This is a genomic window from Streptomyces sp. NPDC058157, from assembly GCF_042884105.1.
Classification (GTDB): domain Bacteria; phylum Actinomycetota; class Actinomycetes; order Streptomycetales; family Streptomycetaceae; genus Streptomyces.
In genome coordinates this window covers 1-21,058 of record NZ_JBHVUQ010000022.1, presented here as the reverse complement: position 1 = coordinate 21,058, position 21,058 = coordinate 1, and the positions used below count along the sequence as shown (strand labels likewise).

21 protein-coding genes, 6 tRNA genes and 1 pseudogene are annotated in these 21,058 nt (G+C 73.6%); 16 read left to right on the top strand and 12 right to left on the bottom strand.

The genetic code is table 11. The features are described 5' to 3' along the window. Positions 1–240: 240 nt before the first annotated feature. The gene (gene cobT / locus ACFVXK_RS08270) at positions 241–3,909 is read left to right on the top strand and encodes a nicotinate-nucleotide--dimethylbenzimidazole phosphoribosyltransferase (RefSeq protein ID WP_389610710.1); all 3,669 of its coding nucleotides are present in this window, start codon (positions 241–243) and stop codon (positions 3,907–3,909) included. A 699-nt stretch (positions 3,910–4,608) separates the two neighbouring features. Here cobT and ACFVXK_RS08265 read toward each other — a convergent pair. Together ACFVXK_RS08265 and ACFVXK_RS08260 are read right to left on the bottom strand one after the other, a co-directional pair. Then, positions 4,609–5,466 (bottom strand): helix-turn-helix domain-containing protein, encoded by an 858-nt coding sequence (locus ACFVXK_RS08265; protein WP_389610709.1) that lies wholly within the window; start codon positions 5,464–5,466, stop codon positions 4,609–4,611. Between the two features lie 26 nt (positions 5,467–5,492). Beyond that, positions 5,493–6,011, bottom strand: a pseudogene (locus ACFVXK_RS08260) (DUF6879 family protein). Between the two features lie 399 nt (positions 6,012–6,410). On the opposite strand from ACFVXK_RS08260, the gene ACFVXK_RS08255 reads away from it, so the two are divergent. From ACFVXK_RS08255 to ACFVXK_RS08225, 7 genes are all read left to right on the top strand, one after another. After that, entirely contained in the window at positions 6,411–6,584 is a 174-nt protein-coding gene (locus ACFVXK_RS08255) for a hypothetical protein (RefSeq protein WP_389610708.1), read from the top strand. Next, positions 6,577–6,783 (top strand): hypothetical protein, encoded by a 207-nt coding sequence (locus ACFVXK_RS08250; RefSeq protein WP_389610707.1) that lies wholly within the window; start codon positions 6,577–6,579, stop codon positions 6,781–6,783. Before ACFVXK_RS08255 ends, ACFVXK_RS08250 begins: the two co-directional genes overlap by 8 nt. Before the next feature lie 26 nt (positions 6,784–6,809). Next, the gene (locus tag ACFVXK_RS08245; protein ID WP_389610706.1) at positions 6,810–7,271 is read left to right on the top strand and encodes a hypothetical protein; all 462 of its coding nucleotides are present in this window, start codon (positions 6,810–6,812) and stop codon (positions 7,269–7,271) included. Next, entirely contained in the window at positions 7,268–7,579 is a 312-nt protein-coding gene (locus ACFVXK_RS08240; RefSeq protein WP_389610747.1) for a hypothetical protein, read from the top strand. Before ACFVXK_RS08245 ends, ACFVXK_RS08240 begins: the two co-directional genes overlap by 4 nt. An 846-nt stretch (positions 7,580–8,425) precedes the next feature. Continuing rightward, the gene (gene cobA / locus ACFVXK_RS08235; protein WP_389610705.1) at positions 8,426–9,670 is read left to right on the top strand and encodes a uroporphyrinogen-III C-methyltransferase; all 1,245 of its coding nucleotides are present in this window, start codon (positions 8,426–8,428) and stop codon (positions 9,668–9,670) included. A gap of 42 nt (positions 9,671–9,712) precedes the next feature. Beyond that, complete coding sequence (locus ACFVXK_RS08230) at positions 9,713–10,534, top strand: TrmH family RNA methyltransferase (RefSeq protein ID WP_389610704.1); 822 nt, start codon at positions 9,713–9,715, stop codon at positions 10,532–10,534. A gap of 190 nt (positions 10,535–10,724) precedes the next feature. Continuing rightward, positions 10,725–11,195, top strand: a complete 471-nt coding sequence (locus tag ACFVXK_RS08225; protein WP_389610703.1) for a hypothetical protein — start codon at positions 10,725–10,727, stop codon at positions 11,193–11,195. A 41-nt stretch (positions 11,196–11,236) separates the two neighbouring features. Here ACFVXK_RS08225 and ACFVXK_RS08220 read toward each other — a convergent pair whose 3' ends face one another. Beyond that, on the bottom strand, positions 11,237–12,469 hold the full coding sequence (locus ACFVXK_RS08220; RefSeq protein ID WP_389610746.1) for a protein kinase: 1,233 nt from the start codon (positions 12,467–12,469) through the stop codon (positions 11,237–11,239). Between the two features lie 527 nt (positions 12,470–12,996). On the opposite strand from ACFVXK_RS08220, the gene ACFVXK_RS08215 reads away from it, so the two are divergent. Beyond that, positions 12,997–13,206, top strand: a complete 210-nt coding sequence (locus ACFVXK_RS08215; RefSeq protein WP_389610745.1) for a hypothetical protein — start codon at positions 12,997–12,999, stop codon at positions 13,204–13,206. Positions 13,207–13,412: 206 nt separating this feature from the next. On the opposite strand, the gene ACFVXK_RS08210 is transcribed toward ACFVXK_RS08215, so the two are convergent. From ACFVXK_RS08210 to ACFVXK_RS08190, 5 genes are all read right to left on the bottom strand, one after another. After that, positions 13,413–13,484, bottom strand: a tRNA-Val gene (locus tag ACFVXK_RS08210). 49 nt (positions 13,485–13,533) lie between these two features. Then, a tRNA-Val gene (locus tag ACFVXK_RS08205) sits at positions 13,534–13,605 on the bottom strand. A 34-nt stretch (positions 13,606–13,639) separates the two neighbouring features. Then, a tRNA-Val gene (locus ACFVXK_RS08200) sits at positions 13,640–13,711 on the bottom strand. Between the two features lies 1 nt (position 13,712). Then, positions 13,713–13,786: transfer RNA gene (locus ACFVXK_RS08195), tRNA-Cys, on the bottom strand. Between the two features lie 38 nt (positions 13,787–13,824). Next, positions 13,825–13,897, bottom strand: a tRNA-Gly gene (locus ACFVXK_RS08190). 192 nt (positions 13,898–14,089) lie between these two features. On the opposite strand from ACFVXK_RS08190, the gene ACFVXK_RS08185 reads away from it, so the two are divergent. Genes ACFVXK_RS08185 through ACFVXK_RS08175 form a run of 3 tightly spaced genes read left to right on the top strand, consistent with a single transcriptional unit; the run spans position 14,090 to position 16,888 of the window. Next, positions 14,090–15,187: a chorismate-binding protein gene (locus ACFVXK_RS08185; protein ID WP_389610702.1), complete on the top strand. Its 1,098-nt coding sequence runs from the start codon at positions 14,090–14,092 to the stop codon at positions 15,185–15,187. Further along, positions 15,184–16,005, top strand: a complete 822-nt coding sequence (locus ACFVXK_RS08180; RefSeq protein ID WP_389610701.1) for an aminotransferase class IV — start codon at positions 15,184–15,186, stop codon at positions 16,003–16,005. The genes ACFVXK_RS08185 and ACFVXK_RS08180 overlap by 4 nt, the downstream gene beginning before the upstream one ends. A gap of 49 nt (positions 16,006–16,054) precedes the next feature. Then, complete coding sequence (locus ACFVXK_RS08175) at positions 16,055–16,888, top strand: GNAT family N-acetyltransferase (RefSeq protein WP_389610700.1); 834 nt, start codon at positions 16,055–16,057, stop codon at positions 16,886–16,888. A 1-nt stretch (position 16,889) separates the two neighbouring features. Here ACFVXK_RS08175 and ACFVXK_RS08170 read toward each other — a convergent pair whose 3' ends face one another. Next, positions 16,890–17,387, bottom strand: a complete 498-nt coding sequence (locus ACFVXK_RS08170) for a DsbA family protein (protein ID WP_389610699.1) — start codon at positions 17,385–17,387, stop codon at positions 16,890–16,892. Positions 17,388–17,551: 164 nt separating this feature from the next. On the opposite strand from ACFVXK_RS08170, the gene ACFVXK_RS08165 reads away from it, so the two are divergent. After that, positions 17,552–17,962, top strand: coding sequence for a hypothetical protein (locus ACFVXK_RS08165; protein ID WP_389610698.1), 411 nt, complete (start codon positions 17,552–17,554; stop codon positions 17,960–17,962). Positions 17,963–18,113: 151 nt separating this feature from the next. Further along, positions 18,114–18,314 (top strand): hypothetical protein, encoded by a 201-nt coding sequence (locus tag ACFVXK_RS08160; RefSeq protein WP_389610697.1) that lies wholly within the window; start codon positions 18,114–18,116, stop codon positions 18,312–18,314. On the opposite strand, the gene ACFVXK_RS08155 is transcribed toward ACFVXK_RS08160, so the two are convergent. Together ACFVXK_RS08155 and ACFVXK_RS08150 are read right to left on the bottom strand one after the other, a co-directional pair. Then, positions 18,270–18,884, bottom strand: a complete 615-nt coding sequence (locus ACFVXK_RS08155; RefSeq protein ID WP_389610696.1) for a CGNR zinc finger domain-containing protein — start codon at positions 18,882–18,884, stop codon at positions 18,270–18,272. The genes ACFVXK_RS08160 and ACFVXK_RS08155 overlap by 45 nt on opposite strands. 214 nt (positions 18,885–19,098) lie before the next feature. Further along, positions 19,099–19,512 (bottom strand): SsgA family sporulation/cell division regulator, encoded by a 414-nt coding sequence (locus ACFVXK_RS08150; protein WP_030011909.1) that lies wholly within the window; start codon positions 19,510–19,512, stop codon positions 19,099–19,101. 177 nt (positions 19,513–19,689) lie between these two features. Between ACFVXK_RS08150 and ACFVXK_RS08145 the strand changes: the two genes are divergently transcribed. Together ACFVXK_RS08145 and ACFVXK_RS08140 are read left to right on the top strand one after the other, a co-directional pair. Then, complete coding sequence (locus ACFVXK_RS08145; RefSeq protein ID WP_389610695.1) at positions 19,690–20,127, top strand: TIGR02611 family protein; 438 nt, start codon at positions 19,690–19,692, stop codon at positions 20,125–20,127. Between the two features lie 57 nt (positions 20,128–20,184). Then, a tRNA-Val gene (locus ACFVXK_RS08140) sits at positions 20,185–20,256 on the top strand. 61 nt (positions 20,257–20,317) lie between these two features. Here ACFVXK_RS08140 and ACFVXK_RS08135 read toward each other — a convergent pair. Then, on the bottom strand, positions 20,318–21,058 hold a 741-nt coding region (locus ACFVXK_RS08135; protein WP_389610694.1), incomplete at its 5' end, for an SCO7613 C-terminal domain-containing membrane protein.

Genomic DNA, 21,058 nt, shown 5'->3' with positions numbered 1-21,058 from the left:
GAGCCCGGGGTAGGCTGGCCGATCGTCGTACCGCCAGGCAGGCGCGCGACGTGGCGCAGTCCACAGCGGACCGTGCCGGTTTCCGGCCGACACGATGGCCGACGAGCGCGACAATGCTCAGGAGTTGTCGTGCGGGCGCACACGAGACGTGGCGCCGCGCGGTGACCCCGCTCGTCGGGCCACCAGGGCGCCGGGCGAGCGAAGAGGCGAAGAGGCAACACCGATGGGCGAGGGGTAAGCATGACTGACACCGGCCAGGTCCCGGGCGAGGGTCACCCGGACAACGCGGGCATGGTGGATCAGCAGGGCGTTCCCGCTCCGGTCCCGCCGATGCCCCCGCTGCCGCCGATGCCCCCGGCCGGCTACGCCTTCCAGGACCTCGTCGACGACCCCGCCGAGGACGAGGAACTGCTGCTGATGCCCAGCGGCCACGGCCAGGGCGGTGCCTGGAGCGACCCCCAGGTGGTCCCGCAGGCCCCCGTCTTCCCCGGTGAGTTCCCCACCGAACAGGGTTACACCGAATACCCCCAGCCGCAGGCCGTCGGCTACCCCGAGCAGGGGCACCTCGGCTTCCCGGAGCCCGGCTTCGCGATGCCCGGCGCGCAGCCCGTGCCCGGCCAGGAGCCGGTGCCGGGTCAGCAGGTGGTCCCGGGGCAGCCGATGCCGGGTCAGTCCCCGGCGGGCCGGCCGGTGCAGGACCCTTCCCTCGCCGGCCGGCCGCTCCCGGGCCAGCCGCACGGCTTCCCCGACGGCACCTTCCCCGACGGCACCTTCCCCGACCCCGCTGCCCCCGAGGGCTTCGCCGACCCCGCCGCGTACAGCGCCGGCGCGCACGAGACCGGCGGCCGTGACTCCGGCTCCCTGGACCTCGGCGGGCTCGTGGTCCCGCCCGCAGCCGCCGCCGCGGCCGGTCAGATGCCGCTCGCCGCGCCCGTGGCCCCGTCCCGCCGGCCCCTGCACATGGGCCCGCCCGTGCCCGAGGCCACCGGGGGAGTCGTACGTTCCCTCGCGGACCGGGGGCCCGCCGCGGCCCCGGCCCCCGGCATGGCGCCGCCGGTGCCGGCCGGCCCCGCCGTGGCCGTCCCGACCGGGGCGCCCGCCGTCGCCGTTCCGACCGGAGCCCCCGCCGTCGCCGTCGTCCCCGCCCCGGTGGCGGAGGCGGCCCCGGAGGCCGCCGGACCCGACGCGGCCGCCGCCGGGGGTGCGACCGCCCCGGAGACCGCCCCGGAGACCCCGCCGGGCGCCGAGCCCCTGGGCGCGGCCGAGCCGTCGGCCGCCGCCGCGGTGCCGGGCGCGCCGGAGCCGGTTGTGGTTGCGGGTGCCGGTGTGGTTCCCGGGGTGCCCGCCGCGGGTCCCGAGTACCTGGACGTCCCGGGCGCGGAGGCCGTCGTGGCCCCGGTGGCCCCGGTCGCCCCGCAGCTGGGCGAGGTCCCGCCGCAGGCCGGCGCGCCCTGGGCGGCGGAGCCCGCGGGTGCGGGCGCCGAGCAGGTGGCTCCGGCCGAAGGCCTGCCGGTGAACGAGGGCCAGGCCGCCGCAGAGGTCCAGCCGGTGGCGGACGGTCAGCCGGCGGCCGCGGTGGACGGCCCGGCCGTCGTCGAGGGCCTGCCGGTGGCCGAGGTCCCGGCCGCCGCGGCCGAGGGCGCGCCCGTGGGCGAGGTCCAGGCCGTGGCCGAGGCCGCCGCGGCGCCGGAGGCCGTACCGGCGGCGCCGGAGGCCGTCGAGGCCCCCGAGACCGTGGCCGGTGAGGCCGCCGCCGGGCCCGAGGGCGTCACCGCCCCCGAAGGCGCCCCCGCGCCGGCCGCCGAAGCGGCTCCGGCAGCCGAGGGCACGCCCGGCACGCCCGAGCCCGTCACCGCTGCCGCGCAGGCCCCCGAGGGTGCGGAGAACCCGGCCGAGCAGGCCGTCGAGGCACCGGTCGTGGTGCTCGCCGAGGTGCCCCCGGCCGAACCGGTGGTCCAGGCCGCCGACGCCCCCGCCGTGACCGTGACCCCGGACGCGCCGACCGACCCCGCCGCGCCGGCCGACGTCGTCCCGGCCGAGCCGGCCCCCGACTCCGCCGAGGCGGCGGAGCCCGTCGCCGCCGACGCCGAGCCCGCCACCGGCGACCCCGCCGACCCCGCCCCGGTCGACGGCGAAGCCGCCGCCGAGGTCCCGGCCGAGCCGCAGCCCTCCGCCGGCGAGCCGGCCCCCGGCTACGCCGACGCCGAGCGCGAGGCCGTCCTGCGGGTCATGCGCGAGCGTCGCGACATCCGCAACGGCTTCCGCACCGACCCGATCCCGCACGAGGTGCTGCTGCGCGTCCTGGAGGCCGCCCACCACGCCCCGAGCGTCGGCCACTCCCAGCCGTGGGACTTCGTCGTCATCCGCTCGGCCGAGACCCGTCGCACCATGCACGAGCTCGCCCAGCGCCAGCGCGAGGCCTACGCCAAGTCGCTGCCCAAGGGCCGGGCCAAGCAGTTCAAGGAACTGAAGATCGAGGCCATCCTCGACACCCCGGTGAACATCGTCGTCACCGCCGACCCCACCCGCGGCGGCCGCCACACGCTCGGCCGGCACACCCAGCCGCAGATGGCGCCGTACTCCTCCGCCCTCGCCGTCGAGAACCTCTGGCTCGCCGCGCGCGCCGAAGGCCTCGGCGTGGGCTGGGTCAGCTTCTTCGACGAGCGCGAGATGGTCCGCGCCCTCGGCCTCCCCGAGCACCTGGAGGTCGTCGCCTACCTGTGCGTCGGGTACGTCGACGAGTTCCCCGAGGAGCCGGAGCTGATGCAGGCGGGCTGGGCCCAGCGCCGTCCGCTGGCCTGGGTCGTGCACGAGGAGACGTACGGGCGCCGCGCGCTGCCCGGCGAGGCCCCGCACGACCTGCTCTCCGACACCGTCGCCAGCATCCGCCCGCTCGACGCGAAGGCGCTCGGCGAGGCCTGGGAGCGGCAGAAGCGGATGACGAAGCCGGCGGGCGCGCTCGGCATGCTGGAGATCATCTCCGCGCAGCTGGCGGGCCTGTCGCGGGTCTGCCCGCCGCCGATCCCGGAGCCGGCCGCCGTCGCGATCTTCGCGGGCGACCACGGGGTCCACGCCCAGGGCGTCACGCCGTGGCCGCAGGAGGTCACCACGCAGATGGTGGCCAACTTCCTGGGCGGCGGGGCCGTCTGCAACGCCTTCGCCAACCAGGTCGGCGCCGAGGTCTGCGTCGTGGACGTGGGCGTGAAGGGCGACCTGCCGGCCACCCCCGGCCTGCTGCCCCGCAAGGTCCGCCCGGGCACGGACGACCTGTCCGCGGGCCCCGCGATGAGCCGCGAGGACGCCGTCGCCGCCATCGAGGTCGGCATCGAGACCGCGCGCGACCTCGTCGCGGCGGGCAACAAGGCGCTCCTGACGGGCGAGATGGGCATCGCCAACACCACGGTGTCGGCGGCCCTCATCTCCGTCTTCACGGGCGTCGACCCGGCCGAGGTCACGGGCCGGGGCACCGGCATCAACGACGAGACCCACGCCCGGAAGGTCGACGTCGTCCGCCGCGCCCTGGAGCTCCACCAGCCGGACGTGAACGACCCGATCGGCGTCCTCGCGGCCATCGGCGGCCTGGAGCACGCCGCGATCGTCGGCCTGATCCTCGGCGGCGCCTCCCTGCGCACGCCGGTCATCCTGGACGGCGTGAGCGCGGGCGCGGCCGCCCTGGTGGCCCGCGCCATCGCCCCCGAAGCCCTGTCGGCCTGCATCGCGGGCCACCGCAGCGCGGAACCGGGCCACGTGGCCGCCCTGAACAAGCTGGGCCTGCGCCCCCTGGTCGACCTGGACCTCCGCCTCGGCGAAGGCACGGGCGCCCTCCTGGCCCTCCCCCTGGTCCAGAGCGCGGCCCGCGCGATGCACGAGGTCGCCACGTTCGACTCGGCGGGCGTGACGGAGAAGTAACCGCCACGACGCAGCGGGGCCGGACACCACAACGGTGCCCGGCCCCGCTGCTTTGGGCGCCGGGGGCTGGGGGCTGGGGGCTGGGGGCGGTGGGTCGGGGAGGCGAGCCCGCCATCTCCCCCGCGAGGGGCCGGGGGCTGGGCGGCGTCTGCCCACCCGCCTCCCTTCTGCGGGCCGGTGCCCAGGGGATCGGGGAGCCCGCCGGGCGGTACTGAACAGCGGGCCGGGGCCGGGGGAGGGCGGGTCTTCCTCGGCTCCCTCAGGGAGGGTTGGGGGGTTCCCGCCAGTCTCATCGTCCTTCCGCGTCGGGCCGCCCTGTCAAGAGCGCTCCTTCGTCGCGTCGCTACGCGATGTCGCTGCGCTCCACTCTTGACAGCCCGACCCGCCACGAAATGCCGAAGACTGCCGGGAACCCCCCAAAGGAACGGGACGGACGTAAGTCAGACATACGGCGGGATCAGCGATGAGCCGGGCGGTCGGGGGACGGCAGGCCGGCCATCCGGCCCCCGACCGCCGCAATCGGAGCCGGGGGCCGCCCCACGCAACAGATCGCTACGCGCTTCTCATCGATTGGCGTCCTACGGCCGTTTGTGGCCGCTACCCGCACGAAATGCCAATCAGGCAGGCATCCGGGCCGGCAGGCGCGTCAGATCGCTACGCGCTCCTCACTTCTCGGCGTCTGCTGCCCGTCTTGGGTTGTTATTGCTGGTCCAGTTCCTGGATCGCTTTGAGCACCAGGGACCGGGCGTGCGTTCCGTACACGGCCATGGCGCGGAGTTGCTCGAAGGCCTTCAGGTAGACGGCGATCTCCGATGGCTGTGTGATGTTGACCTCTGCGGAGAGGAGTTCCACTGAGACGAGCATGTCGTCGTAGACGTGGAACGTCTCGACGGGCCACATCGACCGGGGGTTGACCGAGGTCGGGATGATGCCGAGGGAGACGGCCGGGAGGGCTCCGGCCGTGAGGAGATACCCGAGTTGGGCGGCGGTGGAGGCTGGGTCGCCCATGCGGTAGTGCAGGGCGGCCTCCTCTACGACGATGACGGCGCGGCGGCCGGGGCGGTGGATGACGCGTGAGCGTTCGACACGGGCGCGTGCGGCTTCAGGGCCGCCGTCGGGATAGCCCCGGAAGGAGGCGATGGTGCTGAGGAGCGCGCCGGCGTAACCCTCGGTCTGGAGGAGGCCCGGGACGAGGGTGGAGGAGTAGATCCGAAACAGCTGTGTGTCGGCGAAGAATTGGGTCCAGGACTCCTGGAGCTTCGTGAGACCGGCTCTGACCTGGTGTCGCCACTCGTTGTAGAGGGTTTCCGCATTCAGCGACTGGGCGATGAGGTCGGGTGCCTCGTCAGGGGCTTCGCAGGCGCGGCACCAGTTTCGTATGTCTCGGCTTGAGGGCGCCGTGCGGGCGTTCTCGATGCGGGACGTCTTGGAGTGGTGCCAGCCGCAGGCCGTGGCCAACTCGGCAACGGTAAGTCCGGCGCACTTGCGTAGGTAACGCAACCGTAAGGCGACGGCTTCACGGGCGCCCTGCGCAGAGGAAGAGGGGTAGGCAGCCATGGGGTGTGAGACCTGTTCCTGCTTCTTCAGGATTTGTATTCATCGTGTGGGACAGCTCGTGCCCAGACCGTTTCGAATGTCTGGGCAGACCGCTTCGTCGAACTCGGGTCGTTTGTGATCTCGTCGCCCACGGAGGAGCCGTCACCGGAGAAGTGGTTCCAGTGGACCCACTCGCCGTCGAACAACCAGAAGTCGCTGCCCGGCAGGGCGATGTCTGAGGCACGGCGGCGCGGCAGCCAGCGGACCTGCTCGCCTGCCGTGACGTTGGTGAACGTGCCCTCGTGGAGAAAGCGCGTGTACTCGCTGACGGGTTCGGAAACGATCCGGGCCCGTCGGATGACGGCGCCACGACCGACGTTCTCGGCGACCAGGTCCAGTCAGGGGCGCTACCAGGACCCCCTGTCGTTCCGGTCGTGCCGGAAGCCTTCGCGCCATTCGGCGAACGGGCCTTCCTCGTAGTCGACCGCGTACGAGTCGCGCATCTCCGGGTGCACTGCGGAGACGCAGTCCGCCATCAGCTCATCAAACGTGGGCGTCGAGGACATCGCCCGCCTCCCTGATCATGTGCAGCATGCGGGCAGGGATCCTGATCACGGCCTCCCCTTCGGGAATTCCCTCGGCGTGACCGGAATCTCGGTCGCAGGGCCGACTTTCACCCCCGGAAGTCCGAGCCGGTGCTCCAGGCCAGCCCAAACCGCCGGGCCGCGCTTGTCACCGGTGTCAGATCCATCGCCTACGAACACTAACGCCACGTCAGCTATCGCTAGCAGCCTGTGCAGTTCTGTGCAGCACTGGCCCGGCAGACGACTCGCCCGTCAGGCGTCTGCCGCAGCAAGGACGGTGGACTGATGACGTGTGTGCACAAAAATGCACATCGCTGGCCATCGAGCCACCCCTCTCAGCAGGCTTGCGTGCACCACCCGACGAACGGCTGGGAGGAACCCATGACCCGCCGTACCCTGCACGGCTGCGCCCGCAGTGTGCTCAGCATCGACACCCCCGACGACCCGTACTTGCAGGTGATGGCCGTATCCGAGCCGAGCCAGGACCTGCTCGATCGTGCTCGGGCCGGCTGGGAGCAGTTCCTCGGTTTCACCGAGGAGACCTCCGATGAGTGAGCAGTACGAGTACGTCCCCCACCGCCTCCTCCGCCACCGTGTCCGCGACCTCGTCTCCGGCACCGAGGGTGAGCTGATGGCCGTCATCAACGAGAACGTCTCGGACACCGGCATCGAGCGCTGGATGGAGCTCGCCTACATCCGGGCCGCCTCGGGCCGGGAATTCACCACACCCGCCGTCAACGTCCAGCCGGCCTGACGGTCGACAGCACCCCAGGGAGACGAATGAGCACGCCGTTCCCACCCCCACCGTGCAGCACCAAACCGGGCAAGCCCCCGCCGCCCGCCTCGGTCACCACCATGCCGGGCACCAGGGACGCCCGAGCGCTCCTCGCACCGGACGACTTCTCGGCCGTCACCGCGACCGTCACCGCCCACAACCCGCGCATGGACTGCTTCCTGGCCGAGCGAGTCGTCCTGGAAGCCCTCAAGTCCGTCGCCACCGCCGCCGAAAGCTCCGAGAGCATCGCGCCGTCCCACCTCGTCGACAAGGGCTGGCACGCGCTCATCCTGCACACCGCCCTGTACCAGCGGCTGTGCTCGCGACTTGGGGGCTTCGTCGACCACGACCCCGGTCCCCACGGCCCGCCGGGCAACTCCTCGAACTCGATCGACCGGACCGTCTCGTCCATCGAACTCGCCGGTTTCCCGGTGGATCGAAACCTGTGGCAGGCGCAGGCGTGGTGATCACGACTGAGTTCACCACGACCCCGACCGACGTCGTGACCTGCGAAGCCTGCTGGCAGAACCCCGTCCAGGCCGCCCGCGTCACCCATGCCGGCAGCCGGCGCGACCTGCTGTGCGTCCTGTGCGCCCAGCACAACCACCCGGTGCGGGTCGACATCTTCCCGCCCTTGGGCATCTACAAGCTCACCTGGAGGACGATCACCATGGGCAAGCACCGCAACCCCGGCTTCCCGGAACAGCCGCCCAACCCCGGCCCGCCGCTCCCCTCACCTCCCCCCACGCCCACCCCCGGCCGCCCGCCCGTGTAGTCACCCGACGAGGCCTCCGTCCTCGAAGACCCGACCCAAGACGGCCGCCGGACGCTGAGAGGACGGAAGCGCGTAGCGATCTGACGCGCCCACCGGCCCCGGATGCCTGCCTGATTGGCATTTCGTGCAGGTAGCGGCCCCAGACAGGCGGCGGACGCTGAGACGGGAGGAGCGCGTAGCGATCTGCTGCGAGCGGTAGCTCCGATTGCTGCCGATGGCAGCCCGGATGCCCGGCCTGCCGGCCCCCGACCGCCCGGCTGGTCGCTGATCCCGCTGCATGTCCATCTCCGGTCCGTCCCGTTCCTTTGGGGGTTTCCCGGCAGTCTTCGGCTTTTCGTGGCGGGACGGGCTGTCAAGAGTGGAGCGCAGCGACATCGCGTAGCGACGCGACGAAGGAGCGCTCTTGACAGGCCGGCCCGACGCGGAAGGACGATGAGACTGGCGGGAAACCCCCAACCCTCCCCGAGACCGCTGAGTGGGACCCCGCCCCTCCTCGTCCCGCCCGGCTGTCCCGCCCCCGCCCGCCGGGACTCCGTCCCCACCACCCGCCCCGCACCCGGGGCGGCGGGTGGGCAGCCACCGGCCGGCCCCCGACCCCTCGCGGGGGAGATGGCGGGCCCGCACCGCGAGACGACACCCGCACCCCGCCGCGCCGCACCCACCCGCCCCCCGTGCCGACGTGAAAACGCACCCCCCACCACCCCGCCGAACTTCGCCCCCGCAGGTACCACCAGCGGCTATGGGTCGTATCGTGGTGGCGGACGGGCGCCCGCACGGTCCGTCAGCCGCTCCAGCGCAGCAGCGGCCCCGCCGAACACACCCGCCGCATCAGGAGCCGCAACCGCCATGGGAAACCCGGCACACCCCGCCTACCCCGTAGGACTGCGCCTGACCGGGCGCCGCGTCGTCGTCATCGGCGGCGGCCAGGTCGCCCAGCGCCGCCTGCCCGCCCTCGTCGCCGCCGGTGCGGACGTCCTGCTGGTGTCCCCCTCCGCCACCCCCTCCGTGGACGCGATGGCCGAGACCGGGGAGATCCGCTGGGAGCGCCGCCGCTACCAGGACGGTGACCTCGACGGTGCCTGGTACGCCCTGATCGCCACCCGGGACCGGGCCGCCAACGACGCCGCCTCCGCCGAGGCCGAGGCCAGGCGGGTCTGGTGCGTGCGCGCCGACGACGCCGAGGCGGCGACCGCCTGGACCCCGGCGACCGGCCGGGTCGAGGGCGTCACCGTGGCCGTGCTCAGCGGGAACGACCCGCGCCGCTCCGCCGCCGTCCGCGACGCGGTCGTCGAGGGGCTGCGCGACGGCTCCCTCACCGCCGCCCGCCCGCACACCCCCGGCGTGGCCCTCGTCGGCGGCGGCCCGGGCGACCCGGACCTGATCACCGTGCGCGGCCGGCGCCTGCTCGCCGAGGCCGACGTCGTCATCGCCGACCGGCTCGGCCCCCGCGACCTCCTCGACGAGCTCCCGCCGCACGTCGAGGTCATCGACGCCGCGAAGATCCCGTACGGCCGCTTCATGGCCCAGGAGGCCATCAACAACGCCCTCATCGAGCACGCCAAGGCCGGCAAGGCCGTCGTCCGGCTCAAGGGCGGCGACCCGTACGTCTTCGGCCGCGGCATGGAGGAGCTCCAGGCCCTCGCCGAGCACGGCATCCCCTGCACGGTCGTCCCGGGCATCTCCAGCTCCATCTCCGTGCCGAGCGCGGCCGGGATCCCCGTCACCCACCGCGGCGTGGCGCACGAGTTCACCGTGGTCAGCGGCCACGTCGGCCCCGACGACCCGCGCTCCCTCGTCGACTGGGCCGCGCTGGCCAAGCTCACCGGCACCCTCGTCATCCTGATGGGCGTCGACAAGATCGGGCTGATCGCCGAGGCCCTGGTCAAGCACGGCCGCTCCGCCGACACCCCGGTCGCGGTCGTCCAGGAGGGCACCACCGCCACCCAGCGCCGGGTGGACGCCACCCTGGCCACGGTCGGCGAGACCGTCCGCGCCGAGGAGGTCCGCCCGCCGGCGGTCATCGTCATCGGCGAGGTCGTCCGCGTGAACCCGCCCGGCGACCTCCCCGAGCCCCCCGCCAACGGCGCCTGACGACCCGTTGGCACCACACCCAGGACAAGGCAGTATCACCCTGTGGCTGATCTCATCACCATCGAAGACCCCGACGACCCCCGCCTGCGCGACTACACGGGCCTGACCGACGTCGAGCTGCGCCGGCGCAGAGAGCCCGCCGAGGGCCTGTTCATCGCCGAGGGCGAGAAGGTCATCCGGCGGGCCAAGGACGCCGGGTACGAGATGCGCTCGATGCTGCTCTCCGCCAAGTGGGTGGACGTGATGCGCGACGTCATCGACGAGATCCCGGCCCCGGTCTACGCCGTCAGCCCGGACCTCGCCGAGCGCGTCACCGGCTACCACGTGCACCGCGGCGCCCTGGCCTCGATGCAGCGCAAGCCGCTGCCCACGGCCCCGGAGCTGCTCGCCTCGGCCCGCCGGGTGGCCGTCATGGAGGCGGTGAACGACCACACCAACATCGGGGCCATCTTCCGCAGCGCCGCCGCCCTGGGCATGGACGCCGTCCTGCTCTCCCCGGACTGCGCGGACCCGCTGTACCGGCGCTCGGTGAAGGTGTCGATGGGCGCGGTGTTCTCCGTCCCCTACGCCCGCCTGGAGGCCTGGCCCAAGAGCCTGGACACGGTCCGCGAGGCGGGCTTCAAGCTCCTCGCCCTCACCCCGCACGAGAAGGCCTCGCCGATCGACGTGGCGGCGCCGCACACCCTGGAGCGGGTGGCGCTGATGCTGGGCGCCGAGGGCGACGGCCTGTCGACGCAGGCGCTCGTCGCCGCCGACGAGTGGGTCCGCATCCCCATGGCGCACGGCGTGGACTCGCTGAACGTGGGCGCGGCCGCGGCGGTGGCCTTCTACGCGGTGGCCGGCAGCGGCGGCGGCCGGGCCTAGAGGAGTCATGGGCGACTAGACGCGTCATGGGCGACCAGATGCGTCATGGGCGACCAGACGCGTCATGGGCGACGCGGACGGCGACGTCCTCGAAGGCGCGGCCGCCGTACCGGCTGCGTGTCCCGGGCCGGCCCGGGATCGCCGAAGCCCGCGCCATGCTCATGCCATCGGTGTGTCATAGTCGGACGTTGTGTGGACAACGCTTGCGCCGCTCGTCGGCGTCCTGCTCGGCGGGTTGATGTCGATGCTGGCCCAGCGCTCGGCAGGACGCGCCGTGGAACGCGGCGAGGCGCGCCGCAGTGTGCGTGAACTCGCCGAGGCGCGCCGCAGCGAGCGTCTCACCCACCTCGTCGATTTCCTGTCCGCGGTGCAGGAAGCCGAACGGGTCGCGGTGGACCGGCATCACCACAACCTGGCCGACGAGCAGTGGCAGGCCCGGGCGAGGCAGGTCCTCGACAGGATGTGGGTGGTGCAGAAGACGATCCACGTGCTGTGCACGGCCGAGGTCGGCGAAGCGGCACACAGCCTCGCGTGGGCCGTACAAGAGGTGATCAGGAAGGGCCCCGAAGACCGGGGAGAGCCTCAGGACGAGAAGGTCTGGGCGCACATCCGTCCGAGCCGGAAGGCGTTCCTCGATCTCGTGCGCGACCAGCTGAGCTGAAACCCCGGGGACCACCGGGCGGGGCGCCCCTGTGCGTTCGGTCAGAGCCGCTGCGCGAGCGCGATCCCGAGGGCCACCAGCAGGGTGACGACCACGAACACGATCAGCCGCTGCCGCATCAGCTTCGGGTCCGGCCGCGAAGGCCGCCGCCCGGTGCCCGTGGTGCGGGGCCCCGTGCGCGGGCCCGTACGGCCCCCCGTGCGCCCCGCGGTCGACCCGGGAGGGCGGGAGCCCGACGGGCGCGGGCGCGCCCCGCTGTGCGGCCCCTGCGGCCGCGGGGCGGGGGTGGCGCCCGGGGGACGCTCGCCCGCACGCTCGGGGGCGGTCCGGCCGCCGCCCCCGGTACGCCGCTCGGTGTCCTGCCCCGCGTACCCGGCGGTCCGCTCGGGCAGCCGACCGCTGGGACGCTCGACGCGGGCCCGCTGGACCGGCGGGCGGCCGTCGCCCAGCCCCTGCGCCTCGCGGGCGGCGATCTCCTTGAGCCGCATCGACAGCTGCAGGGTGCTCGGCCGTTCCTCGGGGTCCTTGGCCAGGCAGGCCCGCACCAGCGGGGCCAGCGCGTCCGGGACGCCGACCAGGTGCGGCTCCTCGTGCACGACCCGGTACAGCATGACCTCGGAACTGCCGTGCCCGAAGGGGGAGTCGCCCATCGCGGCGTAGGCGAGGGTGGCGCCGAGGGAGAACACGTCCGTGGCCGGGGTGACGGCGGCGCCGCGCACCTGCTCGGGCGCCAGGAAACCGGGGGAGCCGACGGCGGTGCCGACGTGGGTCAGGGTGCTCGCACCCGTGGCCCAGGCGATGCCGAAGTCGATGATCCGCGGCCCCTTGGGCGACAGCAGGATGTTCGACGGTTTCAGGTCGCGGTGGACGACCCCGGCCTCGTGGACGGCGACCAGCCCCTCGGACAGGGCCGCGCCGACGGCGGCGATCTGCGCGGCCGTCAGGGGGCCCTCCTCGGCCACCTTGTCGTGCAGCGACGGGCCGGGCACGTACTGGGTGGCGAACCAGGGCCGCTCGGCCTCCAGGTCCGCGGCCACCAGCCGGGCCGTGCACCCGCCGCGGATCCGCCGGGCGGCGGACACCTCGCGGGCGAACCGGGAGCGGAACTCCTGGTCCTCGGCCAGGTCGGGCCGGATCACCTTCAGGGCGACGCGCTGCCCGCGCCGGTCGGAGCCCAGGTAGACGACGCCCATGCCGCCGGCGCCGAGCCGCCGGTGCAGTCTGAAGGAGCCGACGACACGCGGGTCCTCGCGCCGGAGCCGCATCATCGCCATGTCCACCCCGCTGACGGTCGCCTTGCTGACCTGGCACAGCTTACGGACCATCCGGCACCAGCGCTCAGAGGCCGCGCCCTCCGCGGAGCATTCGATCCTCAGTGCGGCGCAGGCCACTTGAGGGTGTGTCGGACGCGGCGCCCCCCGTTCGGGGGACTGTGCCCCGCACTCCCAAAGGCCCTTCGGATCAAGGGGATTGGCCTTCCCGCACCCGCTCCGGCAGGCCGGGACCGGGGGAGCGGGGCGGTGGGGCGCGACGAGGGCCGTCAACACCCCGAACGAGGACACGCGTGCGCGGAGAGTGACGCAAGTGAGCGAAGTCACTACCCTCCGGACAACCCCTCCGGGAAGACCCGCACCGCGGGGGAGGGATCTCCACCCAGGGGAGTAGTCCGGGGGTGGCCGCCTCATCCTCCTGGAGGCCCGGCAATGGGTACGAGGGCATGAGGCCAGGAGCCTTCCGGACACCTAGTGTTGAAGACAAGCGGCGGGTGGAGCACTCGTCCCCCGAGGTCACAAGCCCGCCGCTGCCAGACGACAGGGAGAGGACCATGGCGGACATCGCACGGCAAGGACGCAGGATCTTCGCGTTCGACCGCCATGAGTCCGGTACGCGCCACCCGCTGGTGGCCGCGGCCATGGTCCTCCCCCTGGCCGCCCTCCTGCTCTTCCTCTTCGGAGGATTCGATCAGGTGGCGGCACAGGCGTCGTCCGTGGGCGTGATGCTGGGGCGCTGAGCGGCGCCCCGGGCCTGGGAGAGCGGCCCGGGCCGGGACATCGGCCCGTCGAACCCCGTGGGGACGGGGGAACGGCGGACGGCAGTTGAAGGGTGTTGCCCGTACGGCTGGGGAGCCGGACGGGCAACACCCTTTTTCACCCCGCTCACCAGGCACACACGCGCGGAAGCCCCGGCCGTCGAGACGGCCGGGGCTTCCGGTTGCTGTGCGCGATACTGGGATTGAACCAGTGACCTCTTCCGTGTCAGGGAAGCGCTCTCCCGCTGAGCTAATCGCGCGGGCTACGGTAAGGAACCGCAGGTCAAACAGGGTGCTGCTGGTACTGCGTGCGCGATACTGGGATTGAACCAGTGACCTCTTCCGTGTCAGGGAAGCGCTCTCCCGCTGAGCTAATCGCGCGGGGATCCTTGCGGACCAGGCCCTTTCGGACCAGTGGACGATACTGGGATTGAACCAGTGACCTCTTCCGTGTCAGGGAAGCGCTCTCCCGCTGAGCTAATCGTCCTTGGAGGTGGAGACGGGATTTGAACCCGTGTAGACGGCTTTGCAGGCCGTTGCCTCGCCTCTCGGCCACTCCACCTCGGAGTGTGCGGGGTCTCGGGAAGATCCCCCACTCAGAGCGGACGACGAGACTCGAACTCGCGACATCCACCTTGGCAAGGTGGTGCTCTACCAACTGAGCTACGTCCGCAGTGTCACCGTGTTCGCTCCGGGTTTTTCCCCGGCGCTCCCTGGCGACGTGTTGAACTCTAGCGGATTCCCGGGCCAGCTCAAAAACGCGTTTCCGCAGCGTGCTGCCGACGTGCCGCCGACCCGATCACCGGAGGTCACCCGCCGGTCACCTCACCGGCGGCATCGCGCCACCGGTCATAGACTCGCAGCCGTGCACGACCTGCCTCCCCTGGCCCGCTTCGGCGGCCTCCTCGCGACCGAACTCCGAGACGTCACCAGCGATCCCTCGGCCCTCGACTCCACCGGGTTCTGGGTGGTGAGCGCGGACTTCGAAGGCCGGCTGGTCTGCGCGCGCTTCGGGGACATACGCCCCGACCCCGTGACCGCGCCCGTAGAGGGCGCCTTGCGGGGACGCGCCGCCGACCGCTGGTCCTCCTCCCTCGACCGCTCCGCGTACGTCGCGGGCGTCCGCCGGATCCGCGAGTACATCGCGGCGGGGGAGGTCTACCAGGCCAACCTCTGCCGCGTGGTCTCCGCGCCGCTGCCCGATCCGGCCGCCGCCGACGTGGACGCCCTCACCGCCCTCCTCGCGCGCGGCAACCCCGCCCCCTACGCAGGAACGATTCGGCTCCGCGCCCACGGCGTCGAGATCGCCACCGCCTCCCCGGAGCTGTACCTGCGCCGGGCCGGCCGCCGCGTGGAGTCCGGACCGATCAAGGGCACCGGCCGCACCGCCGCCGACCTGCTCCCCAAGGACCACGCCGAGAACGTGATGATCGTGGACCTCGTCCGCAACGACCTGGGCCGCGTCTGCGCCACCGGCTCGGTCACCGTGCCCCAGCTGTGCGCCCTGGAGGAGCACCCCGGCCTGGTCCACCTGGTCTCCACGGTCGGCGGCGAGCTGGCCGAGGGCGCGGGCTGGCCCGAGCTGCTGGCCGCCACCTTCCCGCCGGGTTCCGTCACCGGCGCCCCCAAGTCCTCCGCCCTGCGGATCATCGAGGAGCTGGAGACCGCCCCGCGCGGCCCCTACTGTGGGGGTATCGGCTGGGTCGACGCCGACCGGGGCACCGCCGCCCTCGCCGTCGGCATCCGCACCTTCTGGATCGACCGCGAGGCCCCCGGCGGCCCCCGCCTGAGCTTCGGCACCGGCGCCGGGATCACCTGGGGCTCCGACCCCGAGCGGGAGTGGGCCGAGACCGAGCTGAAGGCGGCCCGGCTGCTCGCGCTGGCCTCGGACGGGCCCGCGCCGGGAGCGCACGGGACGGCGCACGAGACGACGCACGACCTGAGTGGAGGAACCGTACGGTGAGGATCTGGCTCGACGGAACGCTGCGGGACGCCGACGAGGCGAAGGTGTCCGTCCTCGACCACGGGCTGACCGTGGGCGACGGGGTCTTCGAGACCCTCAAGGCGCAGGACGGCACCCTCTTCGCCCTCACCCGGCACCTGGAGCGGCTCACCCGCTCCGCCCGCGGCCTGGGCCTGCCCGACCCCGACCTCGACGAGGTCCGCCGGGCCTGCGCCGCCGTCCTGGAGGCCAACCCGATGCCGCTCGGCCGGCTGCGGATCACCTACACCGGCGGCCTCTCCCCGCTCGGCTCCGACCGCGGCGAGACCGGGCCCACCCTGGTCGTCGCCATGGGTCCGACCGCCCGCCGCCCCGACACCACGGCCGTGATCACCGTCCCCTGGGTGCGCAACGAGCGCTCCCCGCTGGCCGGCCTGAAGACCACCTCGTACGCGGAGAACGTGGTCGCCCTCGCCCGCGCCCACCGGGACGGGGCTTCCGAGGCCCTCTTCGCCAACACCCTCGGGCAGCTCTGCGAGGGCACCGGCTCCAACGTCTTCGTCGTCCTCGACGGCGAACTGCACACCCCGCCGGTGGCCTCCGGCTGCCTCGCCGGCATCACCCGGGCCCTCGCCGTCGAATGGACCGGTGCCCGCGAGGGCGACCTGCCCCTCGACGTCCTGGAGCGGGCCGAGGAGGTCTTCCTGACCTCCACCCTGCGCGACGTCCAGGCCGTCCACCGCGTCGACGGCCGCACCCTGGCCGCCGCCCCCGGCCCGGTCACCGCCAAGGCCATGCGGGTCTTCGAGGAGCGCGCCGCGTCCGGCATCGACCCCTGAGGCCCCCGCACCGTGGTGGCGGCGCCGCAGGGCGGGTAGAACTCGACGGATGACCACCACCCTGCGGCCGAGCGGGCCGCTTCAGCAGAGCGGGGGCGGCGGGCGCTCGCGCCCGTACGAGGTCCGCGTCAACAGCCGGCGCGTCGGGGCGCTCCTGATCGCCGCCGACACGCCCTTCGGGCCGACGGTGGGCGAGATCCGCGACCTGGCCGTGGACGAGCCGGACCGCCGCCGCGGCCGGGCCACGGTCGCCGCGCTGGCCGCAGAGGAGGTGCTGCGCGGCTGGGGCTGCCACCGGGTGCGGATCTCCGTCCCCGCCGACTCCCCGGGCGGCCTGCGGCTCGCGGCGGCCCTCGGGTACGCGGAATCGGGCCGGAACATGGCCAAGGAGCTCCCGCAGGACCCGCCGGCCCTCTCCGAGGGGGTGCGGGGCCGGCCGATGACCCCGGGCGAGTACGCGGCGTGGGACGTCCGGGCCCGCGAGGAGTACGCGGCGAGCTGGACGGCCCGGGGGATGGACCCGGAGGCCGCGCGGGCCAAGTCGGAGGCGGACCACGACGCGCAGCTCCCGCAGGGCCTGGACACCCCCGGCGTCACCTTCGCGGTACTGGAGGCGGCCGGGACCGCGGTCGGGTACGTGTGGCTCGCGCGGTCCGGGGAGGAGGGCGCGGGGGCGTACGTGTACGACGTCGCGGTCGCCGAGGAGTACCGGGGGCGCGGCCACGGCCGGGACCTGATGCTCCTCGCGGAGCGCACGGCGATCGCGCAGGGCCACCGCCTGCTGGCGCTGCACGTGTTCGCCGACAACGCCCCGGCCCTGCGGCTGTACGAGTCCCTCGGCTACCGGACCACGCAGGTCAACTACGCCAAGGAACTGCTCTGAGTCAGCCGTCGGCGAGCAGCCGGTCGGCGATCTCCTCGATCCGGGCGCGCAGGCCCTCCTGGCTCTTGCCGCCGTCGAGGCGCTCGCCGTCGATCACGTAGGTCGGGGTGCCGGTCACGCCGATGGCCTTGCCCTCGGCCTGGTCGGCGTCGACGATCAGGATGTGCCGGCCGTCGATCAGGGCCGTGTCGAACTCCTCGGCGTCCAGGCCCAGTTCGCGGGCCACGTCGAGCAGTACGGCCTCGCCGCGCTCACCGAGCTCGGCCGTCCTGGCGAGGACCGCCTCCGCGTACGGCCAGCCCTGGCCCTGCTCCAGGGCCTCCTCGGCGGCCTGCGCGGCGGCGAAGGCGTGCTTGTGCTTCTCCAGCGGGAAGTGGCGCAGCCGGATGTCCAGCCGGTCGCCGTAGCGGGCCCGCAGGGCGCGCACGTCGTCCAGAGCGCTGTGGCAGTCCGGGCACTGGAGTTCGCACCAGACGTCGAGGATCACGGAATCGGTCATGCGGACAGTCTCCCAGACCACCCGGGCGGCACCGGGGGAGGAGATCCGACCCCGAGATGTCCCGGAGATCGGGCCGGGCGGGCCCGCGGGCATGGCCGTGGCGCAGGCGCCCGGTGCAGGATGGAAGGGACAGAACGCCCACCGCAGCCCGCCGGAGGACCGCAATGCTCGCCGAGACCATTTGTTCCGCGGTGTCAGCGGCGGGCCTGGGCATCGCCGCCGTGACCGCGTACCGCAGGCGGTTCCTGAGGGCCGTGCGGATCACCGCGTACGCGCTGGTGCCGGTCGGCCTGGTGCTCACCGGGGTGGTCCAGTGGCTGTCCGGGATCGTCTTCCGGCCGACCGTGTGGATCGGCTTCGGGCTGCTGGCCGTGGCCTGGGTGCTGTTCCTGGCCACCCGGGCGCTGGAGCGGCGCGGCGCGGGAGGGGCCCCGAAGCCCCGCGAGGCCGTCGCCCCGGCCGCCTCCGCCCCCGCCCTCGGAGGCGCCACCGCCGGCCCGTCCCCGAAGCCGCAGGGCGCCCCGGCGGAGGACTTCTCCGACATCGAGGCCATCCTCAAGAAGCACGGCATCTAGGCCGGGGATGGGCCCCCTAGCGCATACCGCCGGCTTCGCGCGGGAGAAGCCGGGGGAAACCACCCGAAGTGGGGAGAGACGGCCAACTACCGCGTGATGGATGGCGTGTTGAGGGCGTCAGGGGGTCGCCCTGAGCGATCATCGCCCCGACATGCTCGACACATCCCAGGGTGAGCCGCCGGCTCCCGTCCACGTGCCAGAGGCCCCCGTCGCCCAGTCCCCCGCGCCCGTCGGTCCCCCCGAACCGCGCGGCTGTCTCTTCGCCCTCTCCCAGCCCCCGTTGATGATCTTCCTGGCGGTGATCGGGCTACTTCTGCTGCTCGCCGCCGTGCACGACCTCTACCTGCTCTGACGCCTGCTCCGGCTGGCCGTCGGCCCCCTTGCGGCGCGCCCGGTACGCGGCCACGTGCAGCCGGTTCCCGCAGGTGCGACTGTCGCAATAGCGGCGCGAGCGGTTGCGGGAGAGGTCGACGAAGGCGCGCCCGCAGTCCGGGGCCTCGCAGCGGCGCAGCCGCTCCTGCTCGCCGGAGACCACGATGAAGGCGAGCGCCATGCCGCCGTCGGCCGCGAGGTGGTCGCCCACCGAGGCGCCCGGCGCGAAGTAGTGCACGTGCCAGTCGTAGCCGTCGTGGTCGGTCAGCTGGGGGGTGGTGCCGGCGGTGGCCACGAGTTCGTTGATCAGCACGGACGCCGCGCGGGGGTTCGGCGCGGCGAAGACCTGGGCGAACTTGCCCCGCACCGTCCGGACCCCGGCGAGGTCGCGGGCGGTGAGCTCGCCGACGTCGCTGATCGCGTGCTCCTTGACGAAGCCGCGCAGGGCGGCGACGTCCGCCAGCCCGTCGGGCCGGCCGGGCTCGGCCTCTGTGTTGACCAGCGCGACGACGACGTCGAGCGCGCGACGGGTGTCGTGGGGGATCTGCACGGGGTCGCTCCCTGGAGGCGGGCCTGGCGGCGACGGGCCGCTGCCGCCGCTGGGGGCCGACTCTAGCGGTTGGCGTCAACAGGACGCCCGGACAGCGCAGCGGCGCCGCCCCGCGGGTGGCTCCCGCGGGGGCAGCGCCGTCACTGCCGTATGGGGTTGTCCGTGCGGCACCGTCGCCCCGAGTCGGACGGTGCCGGGCGGCTGGGGGCCTGGCTCAGCTTTCGGCCAGGATGTGGGAGAGCTCTTTGTCGAGGTCGAAGTGCCGGTGCTCGGTCCCGGGCGGGACCGCGGCATCCGTGCGCTTCAGGAACGACTCGAGGGCTCGGGCGGGTGCTTCCAGCAGCGCTTCTCCCTCCGGTGAGCTCAGGGCGATGCAGACGACGCCCTGACCGTGGCTGCGGGACGGCCAGACGCGGACGTCGCCGGTACCGGTAGGCCGGTGGAGGCCCTCGGCGAGGAGGTCGCGGGCGAACACCCACTCGACCGTCTCCTCGGCGCCGGTGTGGAAGGTGGCGTGCACGGCGTAGGGATCGGCCGTGTCATACCGCAGGCCCGCCGGAACAGGCAGTGAGGACTCGCTCGACACAACGAGGCGCAGGTGCAGCTCGCAGCTGACCGTGGTGTTCATAAGCGCCAGGGCCTTTCGCTCAGTGTGCGCTCGGGGATTCGCACGTCGGCGAAATCGACATGCCACCTACGGTGCCGTTGTAAACCCCTCTGACCGTTTTGCGGACCTCTGGGTCCCTCGGACGGCGGATCCAAAGCGGCATTCACGTGTGCTTCCGGCTCCGGTAGATTCGGCGCCATGGATACGGGGAGTGACCGCGGAATCAACGAATCCGCTACGGGCGAGACGGCCGCCGAGGAAGCGCCGCACGTCTCGAAGGCGCCCGCCTTCGTCAAGGCGAACCGCAGCCTGCACCTGAGCTGGCAGGTCGGCGTCTTCGTCGTCGGCCTGGTCGTCATCGGCGCCGGCATCGCGATGCTCGTCCTGCCGGGACCGGGCTGGGTCGCGATCTTCGCCGGCCTGGCGATCTGGGCCACCGAGTTCGCGTGGGCCCACCTCGTCCTGCGCTGGACCAAGCGGAAGGTCACCGAGGCCGCGCAGAAGGCCCTCGACCCGAAGGTCCGGCGCCGCAACATCATCCTCACCGGCGTGGGGCTGGTCATCGCGGGCGCGCTGGTCGGCTTCTACCTGTGGAAGTACGGCCTCACACTGCCGTGGAACCTCAAGGACCAGTGATCGTCCGGACGTGGTCATGGAGCACCGCTGACATGCGGTAATGTTTGCGGTGTGCCCGGGCGATTAGCTCAGCGGGAGAGCACTTCGTTCACACCGAAGGGGTCACTGGTTCGATCCCAGTATCGCCCACCCGGAGCAGAGGCCCCGGAGATTCGCGAGAATCTCCGGGGCCTCTGCCGTTCCCGGCCCCTCAGCGCAGCCGGCCGAAGGCCTCGCGGAGCCTGCGGGCCTCCCGCAGCCGCCGCTCGTACGTCGCACCCACCGCCAGCAGCAGCAACCCCGCGAGCGCCGGCGGCACCCAGCGCGGCAGCAGACCCGCCACCTGCACCACGTACGGGGCCAGCTCGTGCACCGCCACCCCCGCCAGGGCGATCCCGCCCAGCAGCAACGGCGCCTGCAGCCGCCGGTGCGCACCCGCCAGCGTCACCGCGAGCGCCCCCAGCCCCAGCAGCAGCGGGCGCGGCCAGTACGGGTCCCCCCAGAGGGACACCAGGCTCGGCAGCAGCGCCGCCCCCAGCCCCGGCCCGTACGCCGCCCAGGACGAGGCCCCCGGGTCCCGGCGGCGCCGCAGCAGCCCCACCGCCAGGGCCGCCGCCGACGCCGGCAGCGCGTACGCCTCGGGCACCGCCACCCCCGACGCCGCCAGCCGCACCCAGACGGCCGCCACGCCCAGCGCCCCCGCCGCCCGGCCCAGCCACCGCCGGTCGGCCCGCAGGGCCCCCGCCGCGCAGAGCGTCCCGCCCAGCGCGAGCACCAGCGCCAGCACCGGCGGGTCCCCGGCCGCCAGGACCGCCCCGAGCACCCCCGCCCCCGCCGCCGCGGCCTCCGCCGGGACGCGCACCGGACCCAGCGCCGGCCCGAGCGCGGCCACCGCCGCCGGAACGGCCGTCAGCGCGACCCCCAGCCGAGGACCCCCCGGGCCGCGCGGCGC